This window comes from Teichococcus rhizosphaerae (genome assembly GCF_002631185.1).
In the GTDB taxonomy this organism is placed as follows: Bacteria; Pseudomonadota; Alphaproteobacteria; order Acetobacterales; family Acetobacteraceae; genus Pseudoroseomonas; species Pseudoroseomonas rhizosphaerae.
This window is the reverse complement of the sequence record NZ_PDNU01000023.1, coordinates 23,483-42,198: the sequence shown is the minus strand read 5'-3', so window position 1 is coordinate 42,198 and position 18,716 is coordinate 23,483. Positions and strand designations below refer to the sequence as shown.

The window sequence follows — 18,716 nt, the reverse complement described above, 5'->3', positions numbered from 1 at the left end:
CCCGGCGCGGCAGGAAGCGCCGTGCATGGAGGGAAACGCATGTCACGAATCGCCATCCTGGGCTGCGGCGCCATGGGCTCGGTCTATGCCGGGCTGTTCGCCGCCGCCGGCCATGAGGTCCTGGCCATCGACGCCTGGGAGGCGCATGTCGCGGCGATGAACCGAGACGGGCTGCGGCTGGAGGGCGCCTCGGGCGACCGCACCGTGCGCCTGACGGCCGCGACCAGCACCGAGGGGCAGGCGCCGGTGGACCTGGTGGTGCTGGCCACCAAGGCGCGGGACGTGGCGGAGGCCGCCCGCGCCATCCCGCCCCTGCTGGGCCCCGGAACCACGGTGCTCACCATCCAGAACGGCCTTGGCAGCAGCGCCGTGCTGGCCGCCGCGCTGGGCCGGGAGCGCGTGGTGGCGGGGATCGCGGGCGGCTTCGGCGCCTCGCTGCGCGGGCCGGGCCATGCCCACCACAACGGCATGGAGGTGGTGCGGATCGGCGAGCTGGACGGGCCGGCGACACCGCGCCTCGCCGCCATCGCCGCGCTGTGGCGGGGCGCCGGCTTCCGCGCCGAGGCCTGCGACGACATCCAGGCGCTGACCTGGGAGAAGCTGATCTGCAACGTCACCTTCTCCGGCCCCTGCGCCCTCACCGGCCTGACCATCGGGCAGGTCATGGACGACCCCGACCTCTGGCCCCTGGCCCGCGCCTGCGGCATGGAGGCGTGGGAGGTGGCGAAGGCGCGCGGGGTGAGGCTCTCGGTCGAGGACCCGGTGGCGCACATCACCGCCTTCGGCCGCAAGATCCCCGGTGCCCGCCCTTCCCTGCTGCTCGACCACATGGCCCGCCGCCGCAGCGAGATCGACGCCATCAACGGCGCCATCCCGCGCGAGGCGGCGCTGGCCGGGCGGGAGGCGCCGGTCAACGCCACCGTCACCGCCCTGGTGCGCCAGCGCGAGCGGGACTTCGCCTGAGGGCGGGCGCCGCGGCGAGATGACGAAAGGGTCATGCCGGGAGGGGGCGGTTTCCGGCACCTTGCCCGCCACCATGCCGAATCCCTCTCCCCCTTCCGCCTTCTCGCCGCTCCGCCACCCCGCCTTCCGCCTGCTCTGGCTGGCCAACCTGGCCAGCAACACCGGCATGTGGGTGCAGAACACCGGCGCCGGCTGGCTGATGACCAGCCTCGACCCCTCGCCGATCATGGTCAGCCTGGTGCAGGCGGCCTCCATGCTGCCGGTCTTCCTGCTGGCCCTGCCGGCCGGCGCCATGGCCGACATCGTGGACCGCCGCCGCTACCTGATCTTCGCGCAGGCCTGGATGTGCCTGATGGGCCTCATCCTCTGCCTGCTGACGGCGGCGGGAGCGCTGGGGCCGTGGGGGCTGCTGGCGCTGACCTTCGCCATCGGCGCCGGCAGCGCCATGAACTTTCCCGCCTGGGCCGCCACCACGCCGGAGCTGGTGCCGCGCGCCGACCTCACCCAGGCCATCGTGCTCAACGGCATCGGCTTCAACCTGTCGCGCGCCGTGGGGCCGGCGCTGGGCGGCTTCATCATCGGCCTCGCCGGCACCCAGGCGGCCTTCGCCTTCAACGCCGCCTGCTTTCTGGTGCTGATTGTGGCGCTGGTGCTCTGGCGGCGGGAAGCGCCCGCCACGCGGCTGCCGAAGGAGCACTTCCTGTCCGCCATGCGCGCGGGCGTGCGCTTCGTCGGCGCCTCGCCGGCTTTGCGGGTCATCATCCTGCGGGCGGTGGTCTTCTTCTTCTTCGGCGCCGCCATGTGGGGTCTGCTGCCGCTGCTGGTGCGCCAGGGGCTGGGGCTGGGGCCGGAAGCCTTCGGCCTGCTGCTGGCCGCCATGGGGGTGGGCGCCGTGGGCGGCGGGCTGCTGCTGCCGCGTGCCCGCGCGCTGCTGGACCGGAACGGGCTGATCGTGGCGGCCTCGCTCCTCGCCTCGGGCGCGCTGCTGCTGCTGGGGCTGGTGCCGCACTGGGCCGCGGCCGGAGTGGGCATGGTGATCTACGGCGCGGCCTGGATCGGCGCGGCCAGCACCCTCCAGGCATCGGCGCAGCTTGCCTCGCCGGCCTGGGTGCGGGCGCGCGCCATCGGCATCTATCAGCTTTCCTTCTTCGGCGCTCTGGCCTTCGGCTCGGCACTGGCGGGCTGGGTCGGCACCGTGGCGGGGGTGGGCTGGGCGCTCGGCGGCTTCGGCGCCTGTGGCGCGGTGGCGGCGCTGGTGGCGCGCCGCTGGCGGCTCAGCCAGCCCGGCCCCGCCGAGGCCCCCGCCCCCGCCATGCCGCAGCCCGAGGCGCCCGCCGCCGAGCTGGCGCCCCTGTTGGCGCAGGACCGCGGCCAGGTGCTGGAGATGGTCCGCTACCGCATCGACCCCGCCGACCGCGCCGCCTTCCTCGCCGCCATGGCCGATCTGCGCCGCGCCCGGCTGCGCAGCGGCGCGCTGTCCTGGCGGCTCTACGAGGATGTGGCGCATCCCGAGCTCTGGATGGAGGTCTGGTCCGTGGAAAGCTGGACCGAGCACCTGCGCGAGCACGACCGGCTTCAATCCGCCGACCGCGCCGCCATCGCCCGCGCCGCCGCGCTGCACCACGGTGAAACCGGCCCCGGAAGCGCGCGCTACATCCACCATACCCTGTGAGGACGCGCGGGGAGGTGGCAAACGGGAGGGGAAACCCCATCCTAAGCGTCAGCATTACTTTCGCCGAATCAGGAGGACTGAGAATGGCCCTGCGCAACACCCGCAACGACCTTGGCGAGAACACCAAGAAGGTGTCCGTCACCGTGCTGAACGGCACGCTCACCGACATGATCGACCTGACCAACTCCGTCCGCATGGCGCACTGGACGATGCGGGGGCCGAACTTCATCGGCCTGCACGGGATGCTGGAGACCTTCTACAACGAGCTGTTCGCGACCGCCGACGAGGTGGCCGAGCGCCTGGTGCAGATCGGCGGCACCCCGGATGGCACCAGCCAGATCGTGGCCGAGAAGAGCCGCCTGCCCGCCTATTCGCAGGCCACCGTCTATACGCTGGACCATGTGAAGGAGCTGGCGGACCGCTTCGCCAGCCTGGCGCGCTCGGTGCGCGAGGGCATCGACAGCACGGACGAGGCGGGCGATGCCGACACGGCCGACCTGCTGACCGGCCTGTCCCGCGACCTCGACAAGAAGCTGTGGATGCTCGAGGCCCATCTCGAGGAGAAGTAACTGGAAAGGCTGGGGGAGCCGGCTCTCCCAGCCCCGCCGGCCCGCGCCTTTCCGGCCCCTCGGGTCGTGAGGAAGGGTTGCGGCGCACCCCCTCCCTTGGCTAGTTTGCGGGCTGAGGGTGTGAACAAGACATGAACGATCTCTTCGGCGGCCGTGGCGCCAAGGCCACGGCGGCGGCTTCCTATTCCGCCAAGGACATCGAGGTGCTGGAGGGGCTCGAGCCCGTCCGCCGGCGCCCCGGCATGTATATCGGCGGCACCGACGAGAACGCGCTGCACCACCTCGCGGCCGAGGTGCTGGACAACGCCATGGACGAGGCGGTGGCCGGCCATGCGGACCGCATCGAGGTGACGCTGGAACAGGGCAACTGGCTCACCGTGCGCGACAACGGGCGCGGCATCCCGACCGACCCGCACCCGAAATTCCCCAAGCTTTCGGCGCTGGAGGTGATCCTCACTACCCTCCATTCGGGGGGCAAGTTCTCGGGCAAGGCCTATGACACCTCGGGCGGCCTGCACGGCGTCGGCTCCTCGGTGGTAAACGCCCTGGCGGAGCGGCTGGAGGTGGAGGTGGCGCGCGACCGCACGCTCTTCACCCAGGCCTATGCGCGCGGCAAGCCGCTCGCCAGGCTGAAGAACGCGGGGGCCGTGCACAACCGGCGCGGCACCACCATCCGCTTCAAGCCCGACCCCGAGATCTTCGGGCCGCTGCAGTTCCAGGCCGCGCGGCTGTTCCGGCTGTGCCGGTCCAAGGCCTACCTGTTCCGCGGCGTCGAGATCCGCTGGAGCTGCGATCCGGCGCTGGTGCCGAAAGGCCAGGAAGCCGAGACGCCCTCCCAGGCCACGCTGCACTTCCCGGGCGGCCTGTCGGACTTCCTGGCCGCCGCGCTGGAAGGCCGCACCCCCGTCATCCCCGCCCCCTGGGCCGGCGAGGCGACCTTTCCCCAGGGCGCCGGCCGCGCCGAATGGGCGGTGAGCTGGCTGGAGCAGGGCGAGGGCTTCCTCAACACCTACGCCAACACCATCCCGACGCCGCTGGGCGGCACGCATGAGGCGGGGCTGCGCAACGCGCTGGTCAAGGGCCTGCGCGCCTATGGCGAGCTGCGCAAGGAGAAGCGAGCGGCCAATGTCACGGCCGAGGACCTGTTCGGCGGCCTGGCGGGGATGCTTTCGGTGTTCATCCGCGAGCCGCAGTTCCAGGGCCAGACCAAGGACAGGCTGACCAGCCCGGAAGCCGCGAAGCTCGTCGAGCAGGGCCTGCGCGACCATTTCGACCATTGGCTGGCGGGCGATCCCGCCACCGCCGGCAACCTGCTGACCTGGGCGATCGAGCGCGCCGAGGACCGCCTCCGCCGCCGCGAGCAGAAGGACACACCGCGCAAGAGCGCCACGCGCCGCCTGCGCCTGCCCGGCAAGCTGGCCGACTGCGCCCGCGAGGCGGCCGAGGGCACCGAGCTGTTCCTGGTGGAGGGCGATTCCGCCGGCGGCTCCGCCAAGCAGGCGCGCGACCGCGAGACGCAGGCCGTGCTGCCGCTGCGCGGCAAGATCCTGAACGTCGCCTCCGCCAGCGCCGACAAGCTGCGGCAGAACCAGGAGCTGAAGGACCTGATCGAGGCGCTGGGCTGCGGCGCCGGCGACAAGTTCGACATCGCGCGGCTGCGCTATGGCCGCGTCGTCATCATGACGGATGCCGACGTGGACGGCGCCCACATCGCCGCCCTGCTGATGACCTTCTTCTACAAGGAGCTGCCAGAGCTGGTGCGGCAGGGCCGCGTCTATCTGGCCCAGCCGCCGCTCTACCGCCTCGCCACCGCCGGCAAGACGGTCTATGCCATGGACGACGCGGAGCGCGAGAAGCTGCTGAAGAAGGCCTTCAAGCCGAACCAGCGCGTCGAGGTCAGCCGCTTCAAGGGCCTGGGGGAGATGCCGCCCGCCTCCCTCAAGGAAACCACCATGGACCCGCGCAAGCGCACTTTGCTGCGCGTGGTGCTGCCGCCCGAGGAGCGCGCCGCCACCTCCGAGCTGATCGAGGCGCTGATGGGCCGCAAGCCCGAACTGCGCTTCCGCTTCATCCAGGAGAATGCCGCGCGGCTGGAGCTGGAGGCGGTGGACGCCTGATTATAGGCGCGCACCAAACGGGAGACTCCGGCGCCATTCAGTAGACTGGCGCTCTCCTAACCCGTTGCTTTCATTGACAAAGGGCGCGGAATCCTCGCGCCCTTTTTGCTTGCCGAAACGCGGCGAGACCCTGCGCAAGCAGAGTCACCCGGCGCTGGCCTTCCGCCCAAGGAAAACGACAGGATTCACCCTGCGCGCGCTGCAACCTGCGCCAGAGTCTCCCGTTTACCTTGCGTTATGGGAAGCAGCTCTGAACCCGGCGCCGTGATCGCCAATGAACTCGACGCCCTGCTCGCCAGCGTCCCCCCGCTGTTCGCCGAGGGCATCTCGACGTTTGCTTATGAAGTGGTCGAGCTCGAGATGGAGCAACTGGCTGCAGCGCGGGCGAAGGCGACGGCGTGGCTTGAGAAGGCACGCATCCGCAACGACGGTAACGATGTGGCATGCATTGCGGCGATTGCGGTCCTGGATGCCCGACAGGCACGAGTTATGGAGGGGCTCCGCACCCTATTGCGGCTGCAAGCGTACCTCGAGCGCAGGCGCGACCACATTGTGCCGCCATCGTCGGTGTCGCCCAAGAGCAAGCCTGACAGCAAGAACAGCCGCGTGCGAGATCGGGTCGCCGCCATCCTTGCAGAAGGCGGCCCGACACACCGGACGGAGCTCCTCAAGGTCGTACTGGCGGACGGTCTCCTGGGTGCGGAGCAACGCCCCATGAATCGACTGGCATCAATTCTGGCCAGCAATGGCCACCTATTCGGCTCCGACTCCAGGGGGACATACTTCCTGTTGAGCCCCGAGCCCGAGGAACAGACCCGGTCGCCTAGTCGTACCGGTCTGTCAGCGGGACGCCGCCCGGCGTTTCCCACGTCGCAACCGGAGCAAGGAGATGATGGCCATGCGAGCGCGTGCGCCGTTTATAATACCTAAGGCGGGCCTTCCCGCCTGAAATCCAGACTGTAGCCGCAGACTGAACGCAAGAAGGCACCCCTACCTGGATCTGACCATCCAGGTAGGGGCACCTCTTGTCTTAGCGCCTAGTCGCACCGTCATCAGAACGTGGCCAGGATCCCTTGGGTTGCACAGATGGCACCGGCAACCCGGTTCCTGAGGTTCTCCGGACAACCTGACGCGCCACCTCAATCATGTGGTGACTGCACCTCGTCCCATCTTCGCTGCCGCAGCCCGGCCCGCTACTCGCGCCAGTACGCCCAGGCGAGCCACAACAGCCCGGCTATTCCGCCCGCCGTCGCCGCCGACCCGGCCACCGTGAACACCACCACGGTCGCGGCCTGCCCCACGGTGGCGCCCGGATCCACGATGCCGTCCAGCCAGCCAGCAGGCATTGGCTCACCGCCGAAGACCAGAATCGCAGCGGCTAGCGCTGACACAGCCGCCATCTTCAGTGTGTAGGTTGCCAGCCCCATCGGTCGCTCCCTTGCCCCTGGCATCGAAACGTCCGGGCAGCATAGGAGGTTCATTGCCGCTTGCCAGGGCTCATGGCACCGGGGCTAGGCTCGGTCCGCAGGAGGACCGCCCATGCCGCCCTACCCAAGTGACCCAGCCATCCAAGCCGAGGCCCGGCGCCTCGCCTCCGAAGACCTGGACCGTGACCTTGGCGCCGTCGCCGAGATGCTGGCCGAGCGTGGCCATCATGGTCCCGATGGCAGGCCATACGCCGCACGCACCGTGGCCAACTTGCTCGACGAGGAACTCGTCCATAGGCGCGAGGACCGACAGCGGGCGCTCAGGGCCGAGGCAGGTGCCGACTTCAACCGCTGGCTTGCCCAGCATGGCCAGGGGTTCGTCGCGGGTGGTGCGGATGCCTTCCTTCAGAAGGCAGCCTCGCCCGAGCGCTGATTTCCTGACCTCCGACGAGGCCCTTGTCTGGCGGCGTGACCATCCCGTCCTGCACGATCTCGTCGCCGGTCGACTGGTCCGCCTGCCAGGTACGAAGCAGGCCGAGCTCCGGGAGGTCCCGGCCACCCTCGCCGCCGCGGTGTGGATGGTGGCGAGCCACCTCACGGCGAGCCGTCGGTGGGTGGCGCGGCCAAAGGACGAGTTTGGCGCCGTGCCACTCGGCGTGGCGGCGAAGGACTGTAGCGGTCTCACGCAGTTGCTGCGGTTGCCGGAGGCGATCTGGCCCGGCTGCACCGCTCCAACCCCGTTATGGCGCCGTTCGAGGTAGGCTTCCCGGGCGCCAGCTTGCTACGGGACAGCGGACGCTTTGCCGCTGTGGAAGTTCACCGCCGCTAACGAGTCGAGACGCTTGCGCCTTCGGCTCCGATGACGAGGGTCACACCCTCAATCAAGCGAGTACATCGTCATCGTATCCCTAGCGGACGCCTTCACCTCCAAGCTTAACCTCGAGCTCGCCACGAAGGAACGAATGACCCGCTTGGCAAACTCCTCATCCTCGAAGCCGTCCCGATAGAGCGCGCCAATCGCGGTCACGGCCATGATGGACTTCGCAGAGGGGCGGGAGACGCCGACGTCTGACATGCGCCATTCAAAGCTTGTCTGCGAGCCGTCTATCGCCGCCTGCAAAGTGGCGTCGTCACCATCCCGCTGCACCACGAAGATCTCGCTCCAAAACTCGTTCGCAGCGGCGAAGGCCCGAGGATACTTGTCCTCGCCCTTCATGAGGGACCCAATCACGTCCAGCATCTACACCTTCCAACGGCTCAGCCCAAGCAATGGAGATGGGGGGCAGCTTTGGCGCTTTCAATGAACACGTGCGCGACGGGCAAGTCTTCACATGGTCCAGTCTGGGCCACCTTCTGCTTCCGGAGGGTACGACCTCGTACTCGGCTCGTGCTCCTCGCTCGCGCCTCTTCAACAGCGTGGGGCAGTGAACCCAGGCATCGGTGACCGATGCGTGCGGTGCGGCCTATCCGGGCGCCGGATCCGCCCGGTTCCCCCTCGACACAATGAGCATGTCGGCATCCGGCAGTGGCCTCTGGAGTTGCTGGGCGACATCCCAGGGCGCCATCCACCTCAAGGCGATGCCGGTGATGCTGACGACACCGGACGAGATAGACACTTGGCTGCAGGCGCCGTGGGGGATCGCCCGCGAGCTGCAGCGACCATTGCCGGACAACGACATGCTCATCGTGAGCAAGGGTAACCGCAAGGATCCGGCCTAGCCTGGCGCGACCTGATTGGCGGGTCGTCTGGCTGGCAAGCGGCGACTGCACCTCCACACCACCCCTCGGTCATCCACGGATTCCGATTCGGCCCGGCTCTCAGGCGAACGCACCTTGAAGGTAGCAGTCAACGCGGCAGGAACAGGCCCTTGATGCAGGCGGAATTGCAGACGGCAATCTGGGTATGGGTCTTCAAGTAAAAGCCTCCGTCCGGGTAGACGGGCTCGCCTTCGGTGAGGAGACCGCGGACGGTGTCGAACGGGCCCGGCTTCTCGCTTCCGGCAGGCAGATCGTAATCCTCCTCCAAGATGGCATGGAGGCGGCGGATCACGGCGCAGTCCAGGTTGCGGAGCAGCTTGTCGTTGGTCGTGCTGCCCCTGACATCCCTATTACGAGGCAGCGCCTGCCCGCTCTTCTCCCGCGTGGCCACCAGACTGTCATAGGCGTTTCTCAGGAGATTGAGGTTCTCGCGGACCAGAAGGTCCAAGCAGTTGCCCAGGTCGATGACGGCACCCAGAACAAAGGGCTTCTTGTAATCGCCACGGGCGACCTTGTCCTCGGCCCACTCCAGTGCGCGTCCGGGATCGCCCTCCCAGAAGTAAACACCGGGGCCGAGCCAATCATAATCTTTCTCACTCCGCAGCAGGTTCACCTCACCTGCAAGGGCCTTCCTGCCCACCTTCTCATCGCAGTCGTGGTAGCCCAATACGAAGGAAGTGGCGTAGCGACTCAACTACGAGCTGCGGTTGGCTTCTTCGACGGCTTCTTCGGCGCCGGGCCACCGTATTCGGGGGCAAGACGACCATCGGCCGTCCGGATGCCCTCGCGGACCAGCGCTTCACGGGCAACGGCACGGGTGGTCGTGTTCACCTCGGTGTACCGCCTCGCCATGATCTCGAAGGTCTTGCGCTGGGCTTCCGTCATCTACCGCTCCTGTTGCCGGATAACCTAGTGCGCCCCAAGGCTTGAAACGACATCCGCGAGGCTTCCCCCGCAGCCCCACTCCGGGCGCAGGCGGTAACGGGCGTGCAAGGTATAGGACTGATTCAGCGGTGTCTCGCGCCATCCCAGGCGCCAGAGTCGCCCATCACTGTCCAATGTAGCCTTGATACCTCGCCCTCCAAGGCATAGGGTTCCGACATGTCGAAGGAACCCACCCTCCGCGCCGTCGCCCGCCCTTCCCCGGACTTCACGGACCGGGCCTACTGGGCCGGGACCATCAAGATGGCGCTCAGCCGTTTCTTCGTCCTCCAGGTGCTGCACGACGGCCCGGCGCACGGCTACGACATCGCCCGTGCCGTCGAGCGGACCACCAACGGCTGCTGCTCGCCCTCCGAGGGTGCCCTCTACCCGACGCTGCGCGAGTTCGAGCAGGGCGGCTACCTGACATCCGCTTCGGAAATCGTCTCCGGTCGCGAGCGCAAGGTCTACACGCTGACCGACAGGGGCCGCGACGCCTTCAAGGTCGGCCTGGAGGCATGGATGGACGCCACGGCGGCCCTGACCGAGACCGACCGCGCCGCTGCTGCCCGCGACCAGGCCAAGGGTGCCTGCCGATGCTGACCGTTGGCTTGCCCACATACATCGCCCACCGAGGCATACCCAAGGGGAACGTCAAATGACGTCTTGCTGCTCCGCCACGCCGCGCCCTCAGAACAGGGCCTCTGAGGGCCACGCCGCCCTCGGATCGCTACCTGTCGCCATCATCGGCGGCGGTCCGGTCGGCCTCGCCGCCGCAGCGCATCTGCTGGAGCGTGGCCTCGAGCCGGTCATCCTGGAAGCCGGTCCCTCGGTCGGCACGGCGCCGCTTGCCTGGGGCCACGTCCCCATGTTCTCCCCCTGGCGCTACAACATCGACCGGGCGGCCCAAGCCCTGCTGGAGCGGCACTGCTGGATGGCGCCTGACGCCGATGGCTTCCCGACCGGACGCGAACTCGCCGACGACTACCTGGCGCCGCTCGCCGCGCTGCCGGAGATCGCTGGCCGCCTGCGCCTGAACACGCGGGTGACCGGCGTCGTCCGGCAACGCGTGGGCAAGGTCCGCGACGCCGGGCGCGAGGACCAGCCCTTCGAGGTCAGGTTCCAGGCCGACGGACGCGAGGGCCGCCTCCTCGCTCGCGCCGTCATAGTGGCCACCGGCACCTGGGGCAGTCCCAGCCCGGCCGGTGCCTCCGGTATGCCCGCCGTGGGCGAACGCGAGGCCGCCGAGCGAATCCGCCACGGCATGCCGGACGTGCTGGGCGCCGACCACGGCCGCTACGCGGGCAAGCGCGTCCTCGTCGTCGGGTCGGGCCACTCGGCCGTTGGCACCCTCATCGACCTCGCCCGCCTGGCCGAACAGGCGCCGGGCACGGCTGTCCTGTGGGCGGCCCGCGGCGCCGACCTGACGCGGGCCTACGGCGGTGGCGCCGCCGACCAGCTGCCGGAGCGCGGCGCCCTCGGCCAACGGCTGCGGCGCCTCGTGGAGGCCGGTGCCGTCGAGCTGCTCGCGCCCTTCGCGGTGGATGAGGTTCGCCGGGGCACCGGTGGTTCCCTGCAGGTCAAGGGTCTCGAAGGCAGGACGGTGGCGGCGGACGAGATGGTGGTCGCCACCGGCCTACGGCCCGACCTCGGAATCCTTGGCGAGGTCCGCCTGGACCTGGACCCGGCGCTGGAGTGCCCCCGCCTGCTGGCGCCGCTGATCGACCCCAACCTGCACTCCTGCGGCACCGTCCGGCCGCACGGCGCCTTCGAGCTCCAGCAGCCGGACAGCGGGCTTTTCCTTGCCGGGATGGCCAGCTACGGGCGGGCGCCCACCTTCCTGCTGGCCACCGGCCACGAGCAGGTGCGCTCCATCGCCGCCTTCCTCGCGGGCGACCTCGAGGCCGCGCGCCGTGTCGAGCTCGATCTGCCGGAGACCGGCGTCTGCAGCTCGAGCCGCGTGCTGCCCGGCGCCGCCGACGTGGTGTCCTCTTGCTGCGCTCCCGCGGCACCCCCGGTCGCCTGCTGCTCCTCGCGGCCGGAGCAGGAGCTGGTCAAGGAAACGACGTGCTGCGGGACCAACACCGCGCGGGCGACCGTACCGTCCGAGCCCGCCGAATGAGCCAGGCCACGACACCGGGAAGCGCCCTTGCCGGTGCGGCAGCAGGCCGCAACCGGCTGACGGTCGTCTCGGCCATCGGCGTCGGCCAAATCCTTGCCTGGGGTTCCTCCTACTACCTGCTAGCCGTCCTGGCCGGACCGATTGCCGCGGACACCGGCTGGCCGCTCACCTGGATCATGGGCGCCCTGTCTATTGGCATGCTGGTGTCCGGCTTGGCTTCGCCGCGCATCGGCCACCTGATTCACCGGCACGGCGGCCGCCCCGTGCTCGCCGCCAGCGCCGTCCTGCTCTCCGCGGGCCTGCTGCTGCTCGGGCTGGCGCCGAGCCTGCCGGTGTTCGTAGTCGCCTGGGTGGTGCTCGGGCTGGCCATGGGGGCCGGGCTCTACGACCCGGCATTCTCGACGCTGGGGCGTCTCTGTGGCGAGCAGGCGCGCTCGGCCATCACCCACGTCACCCTGTTCGGCGGCTTCGCCAGCACGGTCTGCTGGCCGCTCAGTGCCTTCCTGGTTGACCACCTGGGCTGGCGCGGCGCCTGCCTGACCTACGCCGCCATCCACCTCGCCGTGGTGCTGCCGCTCTACCTGTTCGGCGTGCCGCGCGAGTTGGCCAAGCCCGCTGCGGCACCCACGGCCGCCAAGGCTGCCGTGGCGCCAGGCCATGTGCAGGCGGGCCAGCGCTACGCCTTCGTCGTGCTGGCAGCGGGGTTCACCCTGGCGGCGGTCATCATGACCGTCATCTCCGTCCACCTGCTGACACTGCTGCAGTCGCAAGGGCTGGCGCTGGCGGCGGCCGTCGCCTTGGGCACGCTGATCGGCCCGGCGCAGGTCGGCGCCCGCGTGCTGGAGATGCTGTTCGGCAAGAAGGCGCATCCCATCTGGAGCCTGGTCGCGTCCGCGGTGCTGGTGGCGGTCGGCCTGGGCATGCTGGTGGGTGCGCCCGGCGTCGTGGCCGCAGGCATCGTCATGTACGGCATGGGCAGTGGCGTCCGCTCCATCGCCCGCGACACGGTGCCCTTGGCCCTGTTCGGCAAGGAGGGCTACGCCGTGCTGATGGGCCGCATCGCCATGCCGACCCTCATCGCGCAGGCAGCCTCGCCCTTTCTCGGCGCCTGGCTGCTGGACAGCTTCGGCACGCAGGCGACGCTGGCTATCCTGTGCGGGGCAGCGATGCTGAACATCCTGATGGTGCTGGCACTCGTGCCCAATGCGCTCCGGCGTTCCTGACAGTCATCCTCCATCCAAGAAAACGAGGTTCCCGTGCCTGAACTGATCACAACCGCCCTCACCAATCAGCCCGCCGAGGTGACCATCCGGCCTGCCAGAGAGGCCGACATGGACGCTGTTGCCACCATCTATCGGCACCACGTGCTCCATGGCACCGCCACCTTCGAGACAGAGGCACCGACGGCCGAAGATATGCGGCAGCGACGCATCGCCATCACCGAACGCGGGCTGCCCTACCTGGTGGCCGAGGACACCGATTGTCGCGTGCTCGGCTACGCCTACGCGGGCGCTTATCGGCCCAGGCCTGCCTACCGGAATACACTCGAGAACTCGGTCTACATCAGCGAGGAGGCCCGAGGGCGCGGCATCGGCCGCCGCCTGCTCGAGGCCCTCATCCAGGAGTGCGCCGCACTCGGCTACCGGCAGATGGTGGCCGTCATCGGCGACAGCGCGAACGAGGCGTCCATCCGCCTGCACAAGGCGTTCGGATTTCAGCCGATCGGCACCTTGCGCTCGGTTGGCCGCAAGCACGGGCGATGGCTGGATACTGTGCTGATGCAGTTGGCTTTGGGGGACGGTGACGAGACGGCACCCGAGGTGGAGTAAGGGCCTTCCCCCTGACATCCTTCGCCAGCAAACTGGCGAAGGCGGTACTCGGCATGGTGGGAACCAGCCTCCGCATCAGCAAATGCAGATCAGCTTGGCGACGCTGCCGATTTGGCCGCTATGCCCGACGCAATGGCCGCCACGACCACTCACAGCAATCGACTGCTAGCCCATGGCCCTCCTTGCGCTGCGCCTAGGTAGTGGCCGCTGTTCCCGACAAGGTCTCAATCAGTGGGCATGTGGCCTGCTCCCCGGATTGACATTGCTGCACGGCACCATCCAGTACACGCTCCATCGCCTGGAGGTCGGCAATTCGGGAGCGGACATCCGCGAGGTGTGCTGCGGCGATGCCATGGACCTCGGTGCAGGCGCCTGCACCAAGTTCGAGGAGCGCGCCCACCTCGTTCAGGGTGAAGCCAAGCTCCCGCGCGCGCCGCACGAACCTCAGCCGCCTGATGTCCTCCTCACCGAAGAGGCGGTAGCGCCCCCGGCGGGCCGGTATTGGAAGCAAGCCAATCCGCTCGTAATAGCGGATCGTCTCGATGTTGCAGCCCGTCCGCCGCGAGAGTTCACCGATGGCAACGCCGCTCTGCCCCATCCCATGCGCCTCCTCAGAAAGGACTTGAGTCTGTAGTCGCTACAGACGGTAGGTAGGCTGCATAGCTGAGACAAGGAGGCCGACCGTGTCCGACACCCAAGTGAATGCTACCCCGGCACATGGGGCGGTCCAGGAAGCCGGTGCGATGGTGCTGACGACGACGGGCATCGCCGCAGCCTTCGGTGCGGCCTCCTGCTGTGCGCTGCCGATGCTTCTTGGCTCCCTCGGGCTGGGAAGCGCTTGGCTCTTCGGGCTGGCGGTCCTTCTGGGGCCGTACCGCACGATCCTGCTCGCCGCCGCAGCCGCGTGCCTGGCTGGCGGAGCGGTCCTGCTCTGGCGCCAGCGGGCAGCGGTTGCCTGCGAGCCGGGCTCCGCCTGCTCCCCCAACCCAGCCCTCCGGCTTGTCGTTCCGGCAGGTTTGGCGGTCGGGATCATCCTGTTGGTGCTCGGTTATGCGTACGTGTGAGGACCCGATGATCCTGGAGTCGACAATCACCTGCCCGCACTGCGGCACGGCGAGAACCGAGACAATGCCGACCGATGCCTGCCAGTACTTCTATGACTGCACCGGCTGCGGAACGCTGCTCCGGCCCAAGCAGGGCGACTGCTGTGTGTTCTGCTCCTACGGCACGGTGCCGTGCCCGCCTGTCCAGGTGGACGGGAAGGGTTGTTGCCACGCGGAAGATCCGCCGCCAGCGGCTGGCTGACCCTTTCCCCGCGTGGTCGGCAACGGCGGGATGACCGTCACTCCGCAGCAAGGCCGGGGTTGGCGGGCACCAGCCTCGGCACCCAGCGGATGTAGACCAGCATGGCGACGAGTTCGACGAGCGTCTGCGTCACCACCGCGGCAGGCAGCAGCGCACCGGCTTCCGGGATAGCGAAGGCCAGCGGCAGGACGACCAGGGAGTTCCGGGTGCCGCCGCTGAAGGTGACCGCCCTCGCCGCGCCCGCCTCCAGGCCCGCATACCTGGAGATGACGCTACCTACGACCGGCATCAGCGCGGCGAAAGCGACGTAGACCGGCACCAGCATGGCGACGGAGCCTGCCTGGGCCGCCACGTTCGGGGCAACGGCCGCGATGACCACCAACAGCACCACGGCCATCAGGGGAACGGGCAGCCATCCCATGGCGTCCGCGACCGCCTTCCCGGCGCCGAAGCGCGCCGCCCACGCCTGAGTGGCCGCGGCGAGAGCCAGGGGCACGGCGATCAGCCAGACGAAGGCTTCGATGAAGGGACCGGGCTGCATCATCGCCATGGCCCGCTCGCCGATGAACAGGCCGAGGTAGACGGGGAGCAGCAGCATCTGCGCCACCAGCAGCACCGGCGTCGCCGCCAGGATGAGGCGGGCGTCCCCGCGGCCGAGGTGGGTGAACACGACCACGTAGTCGATGCAGGGCGCCAGCAGCACCATCAGGACACCCAGGCGCAGCACCCATTGCTCGCCGGGCAGCATGGAAGCCAGGGCGAACGCCACCAGGGGCGCGGCAACGAAGTTCACCGCCAGCAGCGTCAGCAGGAAGCGCCCGTTGGCCAGGCTCCTTCGCAGGTCCGCCAGCGGCACCTGGAGGAAGGTCACGTACAGCAGGGCCGCGAGGGCGGGGTTGATGACCGCCCCCCACGCCGCGCCGGGCGCGGCGACGGCCGCGATCGCGCCCGCCACGACGGCGGCGAAGTAGATGGCGACTTGGTTCTCTTCCAGGCCGGTGCGGGTGATGGCCAAGTTGTCGGCTCCTCCGTGGTGAGCGGGCAACCGATGTCACGCCGCGGGTGTGGTGACGTGGTTAGGCTCGCCAGCCGCAGCAGGCAGCCCGCTTTGCAAGGACCGGAACGGAAAGGTCTTCCAGGAAGGTGCACCGGCTGGCCGGGCCCCGGCGCAAGCCGCCGTGCCATACCCCAGGAAGCCGCGCCCTCGCTGTGGCGCCTGCCCACCTGCTGCTCCTGCCAAGGGCAGCAACGATGGGCAGCGCCGTTATCATCATGCCTGTTGCATGCACCACCAAGCAGGCAAGCTGATAAGTTGATGGCGGCTATCGGTCGGACTGCTGTTCTCCCTGGCCTGCCTTATCAAGGTCGCTACGAGCATCACGGATGATTGCCCAGGCGGATTGCAGGAACAGCCCGGCGATGACGAACGCCACGGCGAGGTCTGGCCACGCAGTTTCGGTCCACCAGACCAGGCCCGCCGCGACCACCACGGCCAGGTTGCCGATGGCATCGTTGCGACTGAACAGCCAGACGGCCCGGACGTTGGCGTCGCCCTCGCGGTGCGGCATGAGGACCGCTGCGGAGGCCACGTTCACCACCAGCGCGACGGCGCCGAAGAGGCCCATGAGCTCGGCCTCGGGCTGGTTCAGCACCAGCACCCGATAGCCGGTGGTGGCGAGCACGCCCACGCCAAGCACGGCAAGAAACAGGCCCTGAATGAGGGCGGAGCGGGCACGCCAGGCGAGGCTCCAGCCGATCGCCAGCAGGCCAAGGAAGCTGATTAGGCCATCGCCGAGGAAGTCGAGGGCGTCCGCCTTGAGCGCCTGGCTGCCGGAGATGAAGCCGCCGACCATCTCCACCAGGCCATAACCGACATTGAGGCCGACCACGATCCAGAGCGCCCGGCGGTAGGCGGGCGTGATGTGGGCGAGGTCCTTGGGCAGGTCGTCGTCGTCGCTCATCCGATGCTCCCGAGCCAAGACCGTACCGATACGTTCAGGGGGTGCCGGATCTGAAATAGCGGACCGGCGCGGCGCCCATGGCCATCAAGATGTCGCGTGCTACGAGGTGACGGGCGCCTTTCGTACATTGGAAAGACCTCAGCACCGCCACCCAGATGCACGGCCCAAGATGACCGTGAGCTCAATGCTGGGATCGCTGGCCGCTTCGGAGAGGCCGTCCAAAACCGGCCGATCATTCTGCGTCCATCGCCCTGGCAGCGCTCGTTCGAAAGCGGTCAATCGGCAGCTTCAGGTATGAGGTGCCATTCGCTTCCGGCTTCGGCAGACGTCCGCCGCGGAGGTTCACTTGCAATGCAAAGAGCATCATCGCTGGCAGAGGAAGCGTTCGATCACGTTCCTCCCGCAGCCGAACGAACCCGTCCTCTCCGCCGCTGTCCCGTAGGTGAATGTTGGTTGCCCGCTGCTCCGCTACGGTGGACTCCCAACGCGGTTCGCGCCCGCCCGGACGGTAATCGTGGCCGGTGAAGAGGCGTGTCGTCGGTGGCAACGCGAGGATGCTCTGGATGCTGCGGTACAAGGCCCGCGCGTTACCACCAGGGAAGTCGGCTCGTGCCGTGCCCGCATCCGGCATGAAGAGGGTGTCATGCACGAACGCGGCGTCGCCAACGACGTAGGTGACCGAGGCCGCGGTGTGGCCTGGGGAAAAAATCACCCTCACTTCCGAGGCGCCAAGATTGAAGCAGTGACCATCTGCAAACATGTGGTCCCAATAGTCGCGGCCACCGACCTCGAGATCGGGGATGTTATAGATGTCCGACCAGATCGCCTGAACTGCGAGGGTCTGTTCGCCAATGCCTGTTGGCACGCCAAGGCGCTCGCCCAGGTAGGCGACGGCAGAAAGGTGGTCAGCATGCGGGTGGGTGTCGAGCACCCATTCCGGGATCAGTCCGCGCTCCCGGATATGGGTGGCAATCTCGTCGGCTGGCTGGGTCGCAAGGCTGCATGAATTGCGGTCGAAGCTTAACAAGGGATCGATAACCGCGCATTTCTTTGTTTGCGGATCCGCCACGACGTAGGAGACGCTTCCGGTCTGATCATCGTAAAAGCCCCGTACGATCGGCTGAGACGGCATTCTGTTCTCCCTGTTTTTGCGCGGTGTCGCGGAAGCCGCGATGGTGGCCACCTTGGGACACCGAGCACGATGTCTTTCGGCAAGGGCGCACCCGGCGAGGGCCGAGGAGCGCTAAACCCAGCCGGGCGGAGTTGCATGCTTCGCGGTGTGGCTGACGGCGTATTAGGCGCGCTTCTTAGAATCCGCGGCGCCGCTCATCCGATGCTCCCGAGCCAGGGGAAGAGTTGGAGCATCAGGATGGCGAAGTCAGTCAGGTGGCCGGTAATCATTGCCACCCCCATCGCCACCATGATGCCACCCGCCACGATCTGAAGAACGCGCCCGACGCGTCGCAGGCTGCGGAACGGGCCGCGTAGAAAGGCGTCGGCGAAGGCGGCCACCAGCAGGAAGGGCACGCCCAGCCCGGCCGCATAGGCGGCCAGGAGCATGATGCCGAGGTGGCTGATTTCGCTGGTGGCGGTCAGCGCCAGGATGGCGCCCAGCACCGGACCGATGCAGGGCGTCCAGCCGAAGGCAAAGGCCAGCCCGAGCACGTAGGCGGAGAGCGGCGTGCCGCCGCTGAGAGTCGGCATGAAGCGGAGGTCGCGTTGTAACGGCATCAATCGCAGAACACCCGCAGTCATCAGGCCGAACAGGATAACGACCACCCCGCCCACGATCCCAGCCTCGTAGCGGTAGCGCAGCAGGGCTTGGCTCAGCGCCGAGGCGCCCGCGCCCATCGCCACGAAGACGGTCGCGAAGCCCAGGACGAAGCAGAGGCCGAGGCCGACCGTGGCGAGGCGATCCGGCGCGGTGCGCTCGGCGGCGACCGAGCGCCCGGCGACATAAGAGACGTAGCCGGGCACCAGCGGCAGCACGCAGGGCGAGAGGAAGGAAACCATCCCCGCCAGGAAAGCGGTCAGGAGGCCGGACATCTGGAGGAGCGGGTTCACGCCGGTCC

The 18,716-nt window shown here is 68.6% G+C and carries 22 protein-coding genes; 13 read left to right on the top strand and 9 right to left on the bottom strand.

Annotated elements, in window-relative coordinates:
- Positions 1-39 precede the first annotated feature (39 nt).
- The 5 genes from CR162_RS12800 (at position 40) to CR162_RS12780 (ending at position 6,251) form a co-directional block, all read left to right on the top strand.
- Complete coding sequence (locus CR162_RS12800; RefSeq protein WP_099095921.1) at positions 40-963, top strand: ketopantoate reductase family protein; 924 nt, start codon at positions 40-42, stop codon at positions 961-963.
- 19 nt (positions 964-982) lie between these two features.
- Positions 983-2,635, top strand: coding sequence for an MFS transporter (locus CR162_RS12795; RefSeq protein ID WP_245870334.1), 1,653 nt, complete (start codon positions 983-985; stop codon positions 2,633-2,635).
- Positions 2,636-2,718: 83 nt separating this feature from the next.
- Positions 2,719-3,204, top strand: coding sequence for a DNA starvation/stationary phase protection protein Dps (gene dps, locus CR162_RS12790; RefSeq protein ID WP_099095920.1), 486 nt, complete (start codon positions 2,719-2,721; stop codon positions 3,202-3,204).
- A gap of 131 nt (positions 3,205-3,335) precedes the next feature.
- The gene (gene parE, locus CR162_RS12785; RefSeq protein WP_099095919.1) at positions 3,336-5,321 is read left to right on the top strand and encodes a DNA topoisomerase IV subunit B; all 1,986 of its coding nucleotides are present in this window, start codon (positions 3,336-3,338) and stop codon (positions 5,319-5,321) included.
- A gap of 264 nt (positions 5,322-5,585) precedes the next feature.
- Positions 5,586-6,251: a hypothetical protein gene (locus CR162_RS12780; protein ID WP_099095918.1), complete on the top strand. Its 666-nt coding sequence runs from the start codon at positions 5,586-5,588 to the stop codon at positions 6,249-6,251.
- 263 nt (positions 6,252-6,514) lie between these two features.
- On the opposite strand, the gene CR162_RS12775 is transcribed toward CR162_RS12780, so the two are convergent.
- The gene (locus tag CR162_RS12775; RefSeq protein WP_099095917.1) at positions 6,515-6,748 is read right to left on the bottom strand and encodes a hypothetical protein; all 234 of its coding nucleotides are present in this window, start codon (positions 6,746-6,748) and stop codon (positions 6,515-6,517) included.
- Positions 6,749-6,860: 112 nt separating this feature from the next.
- Here CR162_RS12775 and CR162_RS22050 point away from each other — a divergent pair, with 112 nt between their 5' ends.
- Positions 6,861-7,181: a hypothetical protein gene (locus CR162_RS22050; RefSeq protein WP_141563148.1), complete on the top strand. Its 321-nt coding sequence runs from the start codon at positions 6,861-6,863 to the stop codon at positions 7,179-7,181.
- Between the two features lie 444 nt (positions 7,182-7,625).
- On the opposite strand, the gene CR162_RS12760 is transcribed toward CR162_RS22050, so the two are convergent.
- The gene (locus CR162_RS12760; protein WP_099095914.1) at positions 7,626-7,988 is read right to left on the bottom strand and encodes a hypothetical protein; all 363 of its coding nucleotides are present in this window, start codon (positions 7,986-7,988) and stop codon (positions 7,626-7,628) included.
- 200 nt (positions 7,989-8,188) lie between these two features.
- Between CR162_RS12760 and CR162_RS22840 the strand changes: the two genes are divergently transcribed.
- The gene (locus tag CR162_RS22840; protein ID WP_232477424.1) at positions 8,189-8,467 is read left to right on the top strand and encodes an SOS response-associated peptidase; all 279 of its coding nucleotides are present in this window, start codon (positions 8,189-8,191) and stop codon (positions 8,465-8,467) included.
- Between the two features lie 127 nt (positions 8,468-8,594).
- Here CR162_RS22840 and CR162_RS12745 read toward each other — a convergent pair whose 3' ends face one another.
- The gene (locus CR162_RS12745) at positions 8,595-9,200 is read right to left on the bottom strand and encodes a hypothetical protein (protein ID WP_099095913.1); all 606 of its coding nucleotides are present in this window, start codon (positions 9,198-9,200) and stop codon (positions 8,595-8,597) included.
- The gene (locus tag CR162_RS22045) at positions 9,197-9,391 is read right to left on the bottom strand and encodes a hypothetical protein (protein WP_141563147.1); all 195 of its coding nucleotides are present in this window, start codon (positions 9,389-9,391) and stop codon (positions 9,197-9,199) included. The genes CR162_RS12745 and CR162_RS22045 overlap by 4 nt, the downstream gene beginning before the upstream one ends.
- Before the next feature lie 216 nt (positions 9,392-9,607).
- Between CR162_RS22045 and CR162_RS12740 the strand changes: the two genes are divergently transcribed.
- The 4 genes from CR162_RS12740 to CR162_RS12725 are packed head-to-tail and all read left to right on the top strand — an operon-like array spanning position 9,608 to position 13,378.
- Complete coding sequence (locus tag CR162_RS12740) at positions 9,608-10,030, top strand: PadR family transcriptional regulator (RefSeq protein WP_099095912.1); 423 nt, start codon at positions 9,608-9,610, stop codon at positions 10,028-10,030.
- A gap of 55 nt (positions 10,031-10,085) precedes the next feature.
- Complete coding sequence (locus tag CR162_RS12735; RefSeq protein WP_099095911.1) at positions 10,086-11,549, top strand: FAD-dependent oxidoreductase; 1,464 nt, start codon at positions 10,086-10,088, stop codon at positions 11,547-11,549.
- Positions 11,546-12,772 carry an MFS transporter gene (locus CR162_RS12730; protein ID WP_176559832.1) on the top strand — a complete coding sequence of 409 codons (1,227 nt, stop codon included), beginning with the start codon at positions 11,546-11,548 and terminating at the stop codon, positions 12,770-12,772. Before CR162_RS12735 ends, CR162_RS12730 begins: the two co-directional genes overlap by 4 nt.
- 33 nt (positions 12,773-12,805) lie before the next feature.
- Positions 12,806-13,378: a GNAT family N-acetyltransferase gene (locus tag CR162_RS12725; RefSeq protein WP_007002444.1), complete on the top strand. Its 573-nt coding sequence runs from the start codon at positions 12,806-12,808 to the stop codon at positions 13,376-13,378.
- 193 nt (positions 13,379-13,571) lie between these two features.
- On the opposite strand, the gene CR162_RS12720 is transcribed toward CR162_RS12725, so the two are convergent.
- Positions 13,572-13,976, bottom strand: a complete 405-nt coding sequence (locus tag CR162_RS12720; protein WP_007002445.1) for a MerR family transcriptional regulator — start codon at positions 13,974-13,976, stop codon at positions 13,572-13,574.
- A gap of 145 nt (positions 13,977-14,121) precedes the next feature.
- Here CR162_RS12720 and CR162_RS12715 point away from each other — a divergent pair, with 145 nt between their 5' ends.
- Both CR162_RS12715 and CR162_RS23115 read left to right on the top strand, forming a co-directional pair.
- Positions 14,122-14,442 carry a mercuric transporter MerT family protein gene (locus CR162_RS12715; RefSeq protein WP_007002446.1) on the top strand — a complete coding sequence of 107 codons (321 nt, stop codon included), beginning with the start codon at positions 14,122-14,124 and terminating at the stop codon, positions 14,440-14,442.
- A 7-nt stretch (positions 14,443-14,449) separates the two neighbouring features.
- Positions 14,450-14,683 (top strand): GDCCVxC domain-containing (seleno)protein, encoded by a 234-nt coding sequence (locus CR162_RS23115; RefSeq protein ID WP_081798710.1) that lies wholly within the window; start codon positions 14,450-14,452, stop codon positions 14,681-14,683.
- Positions 14,684-14,720: 37 nt separating this feature from the next.
- Here CR162_RS23115 and CR162_RS12705 read toward each other — a convergent pair whose 3' ends face one another.
- The 4 genes from CR162_RS12705 to CR162_RS12690 all read right to left on the bottom strand — a co-directional run bounded on the left by CR162_RS12705 (position 14,721) and on the right by CR162_RS12690 (position 18,708).
- Positions 14,721-15,698 carry an arsenic resistance protein gene (locus CR162_RS12705; RefSeq protein ID WP_007002448.1) on the bottom strand — a complete coding sequence of 326 codons (978 nt, stop codon included), beginning with the start codon at positions 15,696-15,698 and terminating at the stop codon, positions 14,721-14,723.
- Positions 15,699-16,005: 307 nt separating this feature from the next.
- A complete protein-coding gene (locus tag CR162_RS12700) occupies positions 16,006-16,644 on the bottom strand; it encodes a cation diffusion facilitator family transporter (RefSeq protein WP_007002449.1) in 639 nt (212 codons plus the stop codon).
- Between the two features lie 232 nt (positions 16,645-16,876).
- Positions 16,877-17,827 (bottom strand): MBL fold metallo-hydrolase, encoded by a 951-nt coding sequence (locus CR162_RS12695; protein ID WP_306302903.1) that lies wholly within the window; start codon positions 17,825-17,827, stop codon positions 16,877-16,879.
- Between the two features lie 143 nt (positions 17,828-17,970).
- Complete coding sequence (locus CR162_RS12690; RefSeq protein ID WP_007002451.1) at positions 17,971-18,708, bottom strand: cytochrome c biogenesis CcdA family protein; 738 nt, start codon at positions 18,706-18,708, stop codon at positions 17,971-17,973.
- Positions 18,709-18,716 lie beyond the last annotated feature (8 nt).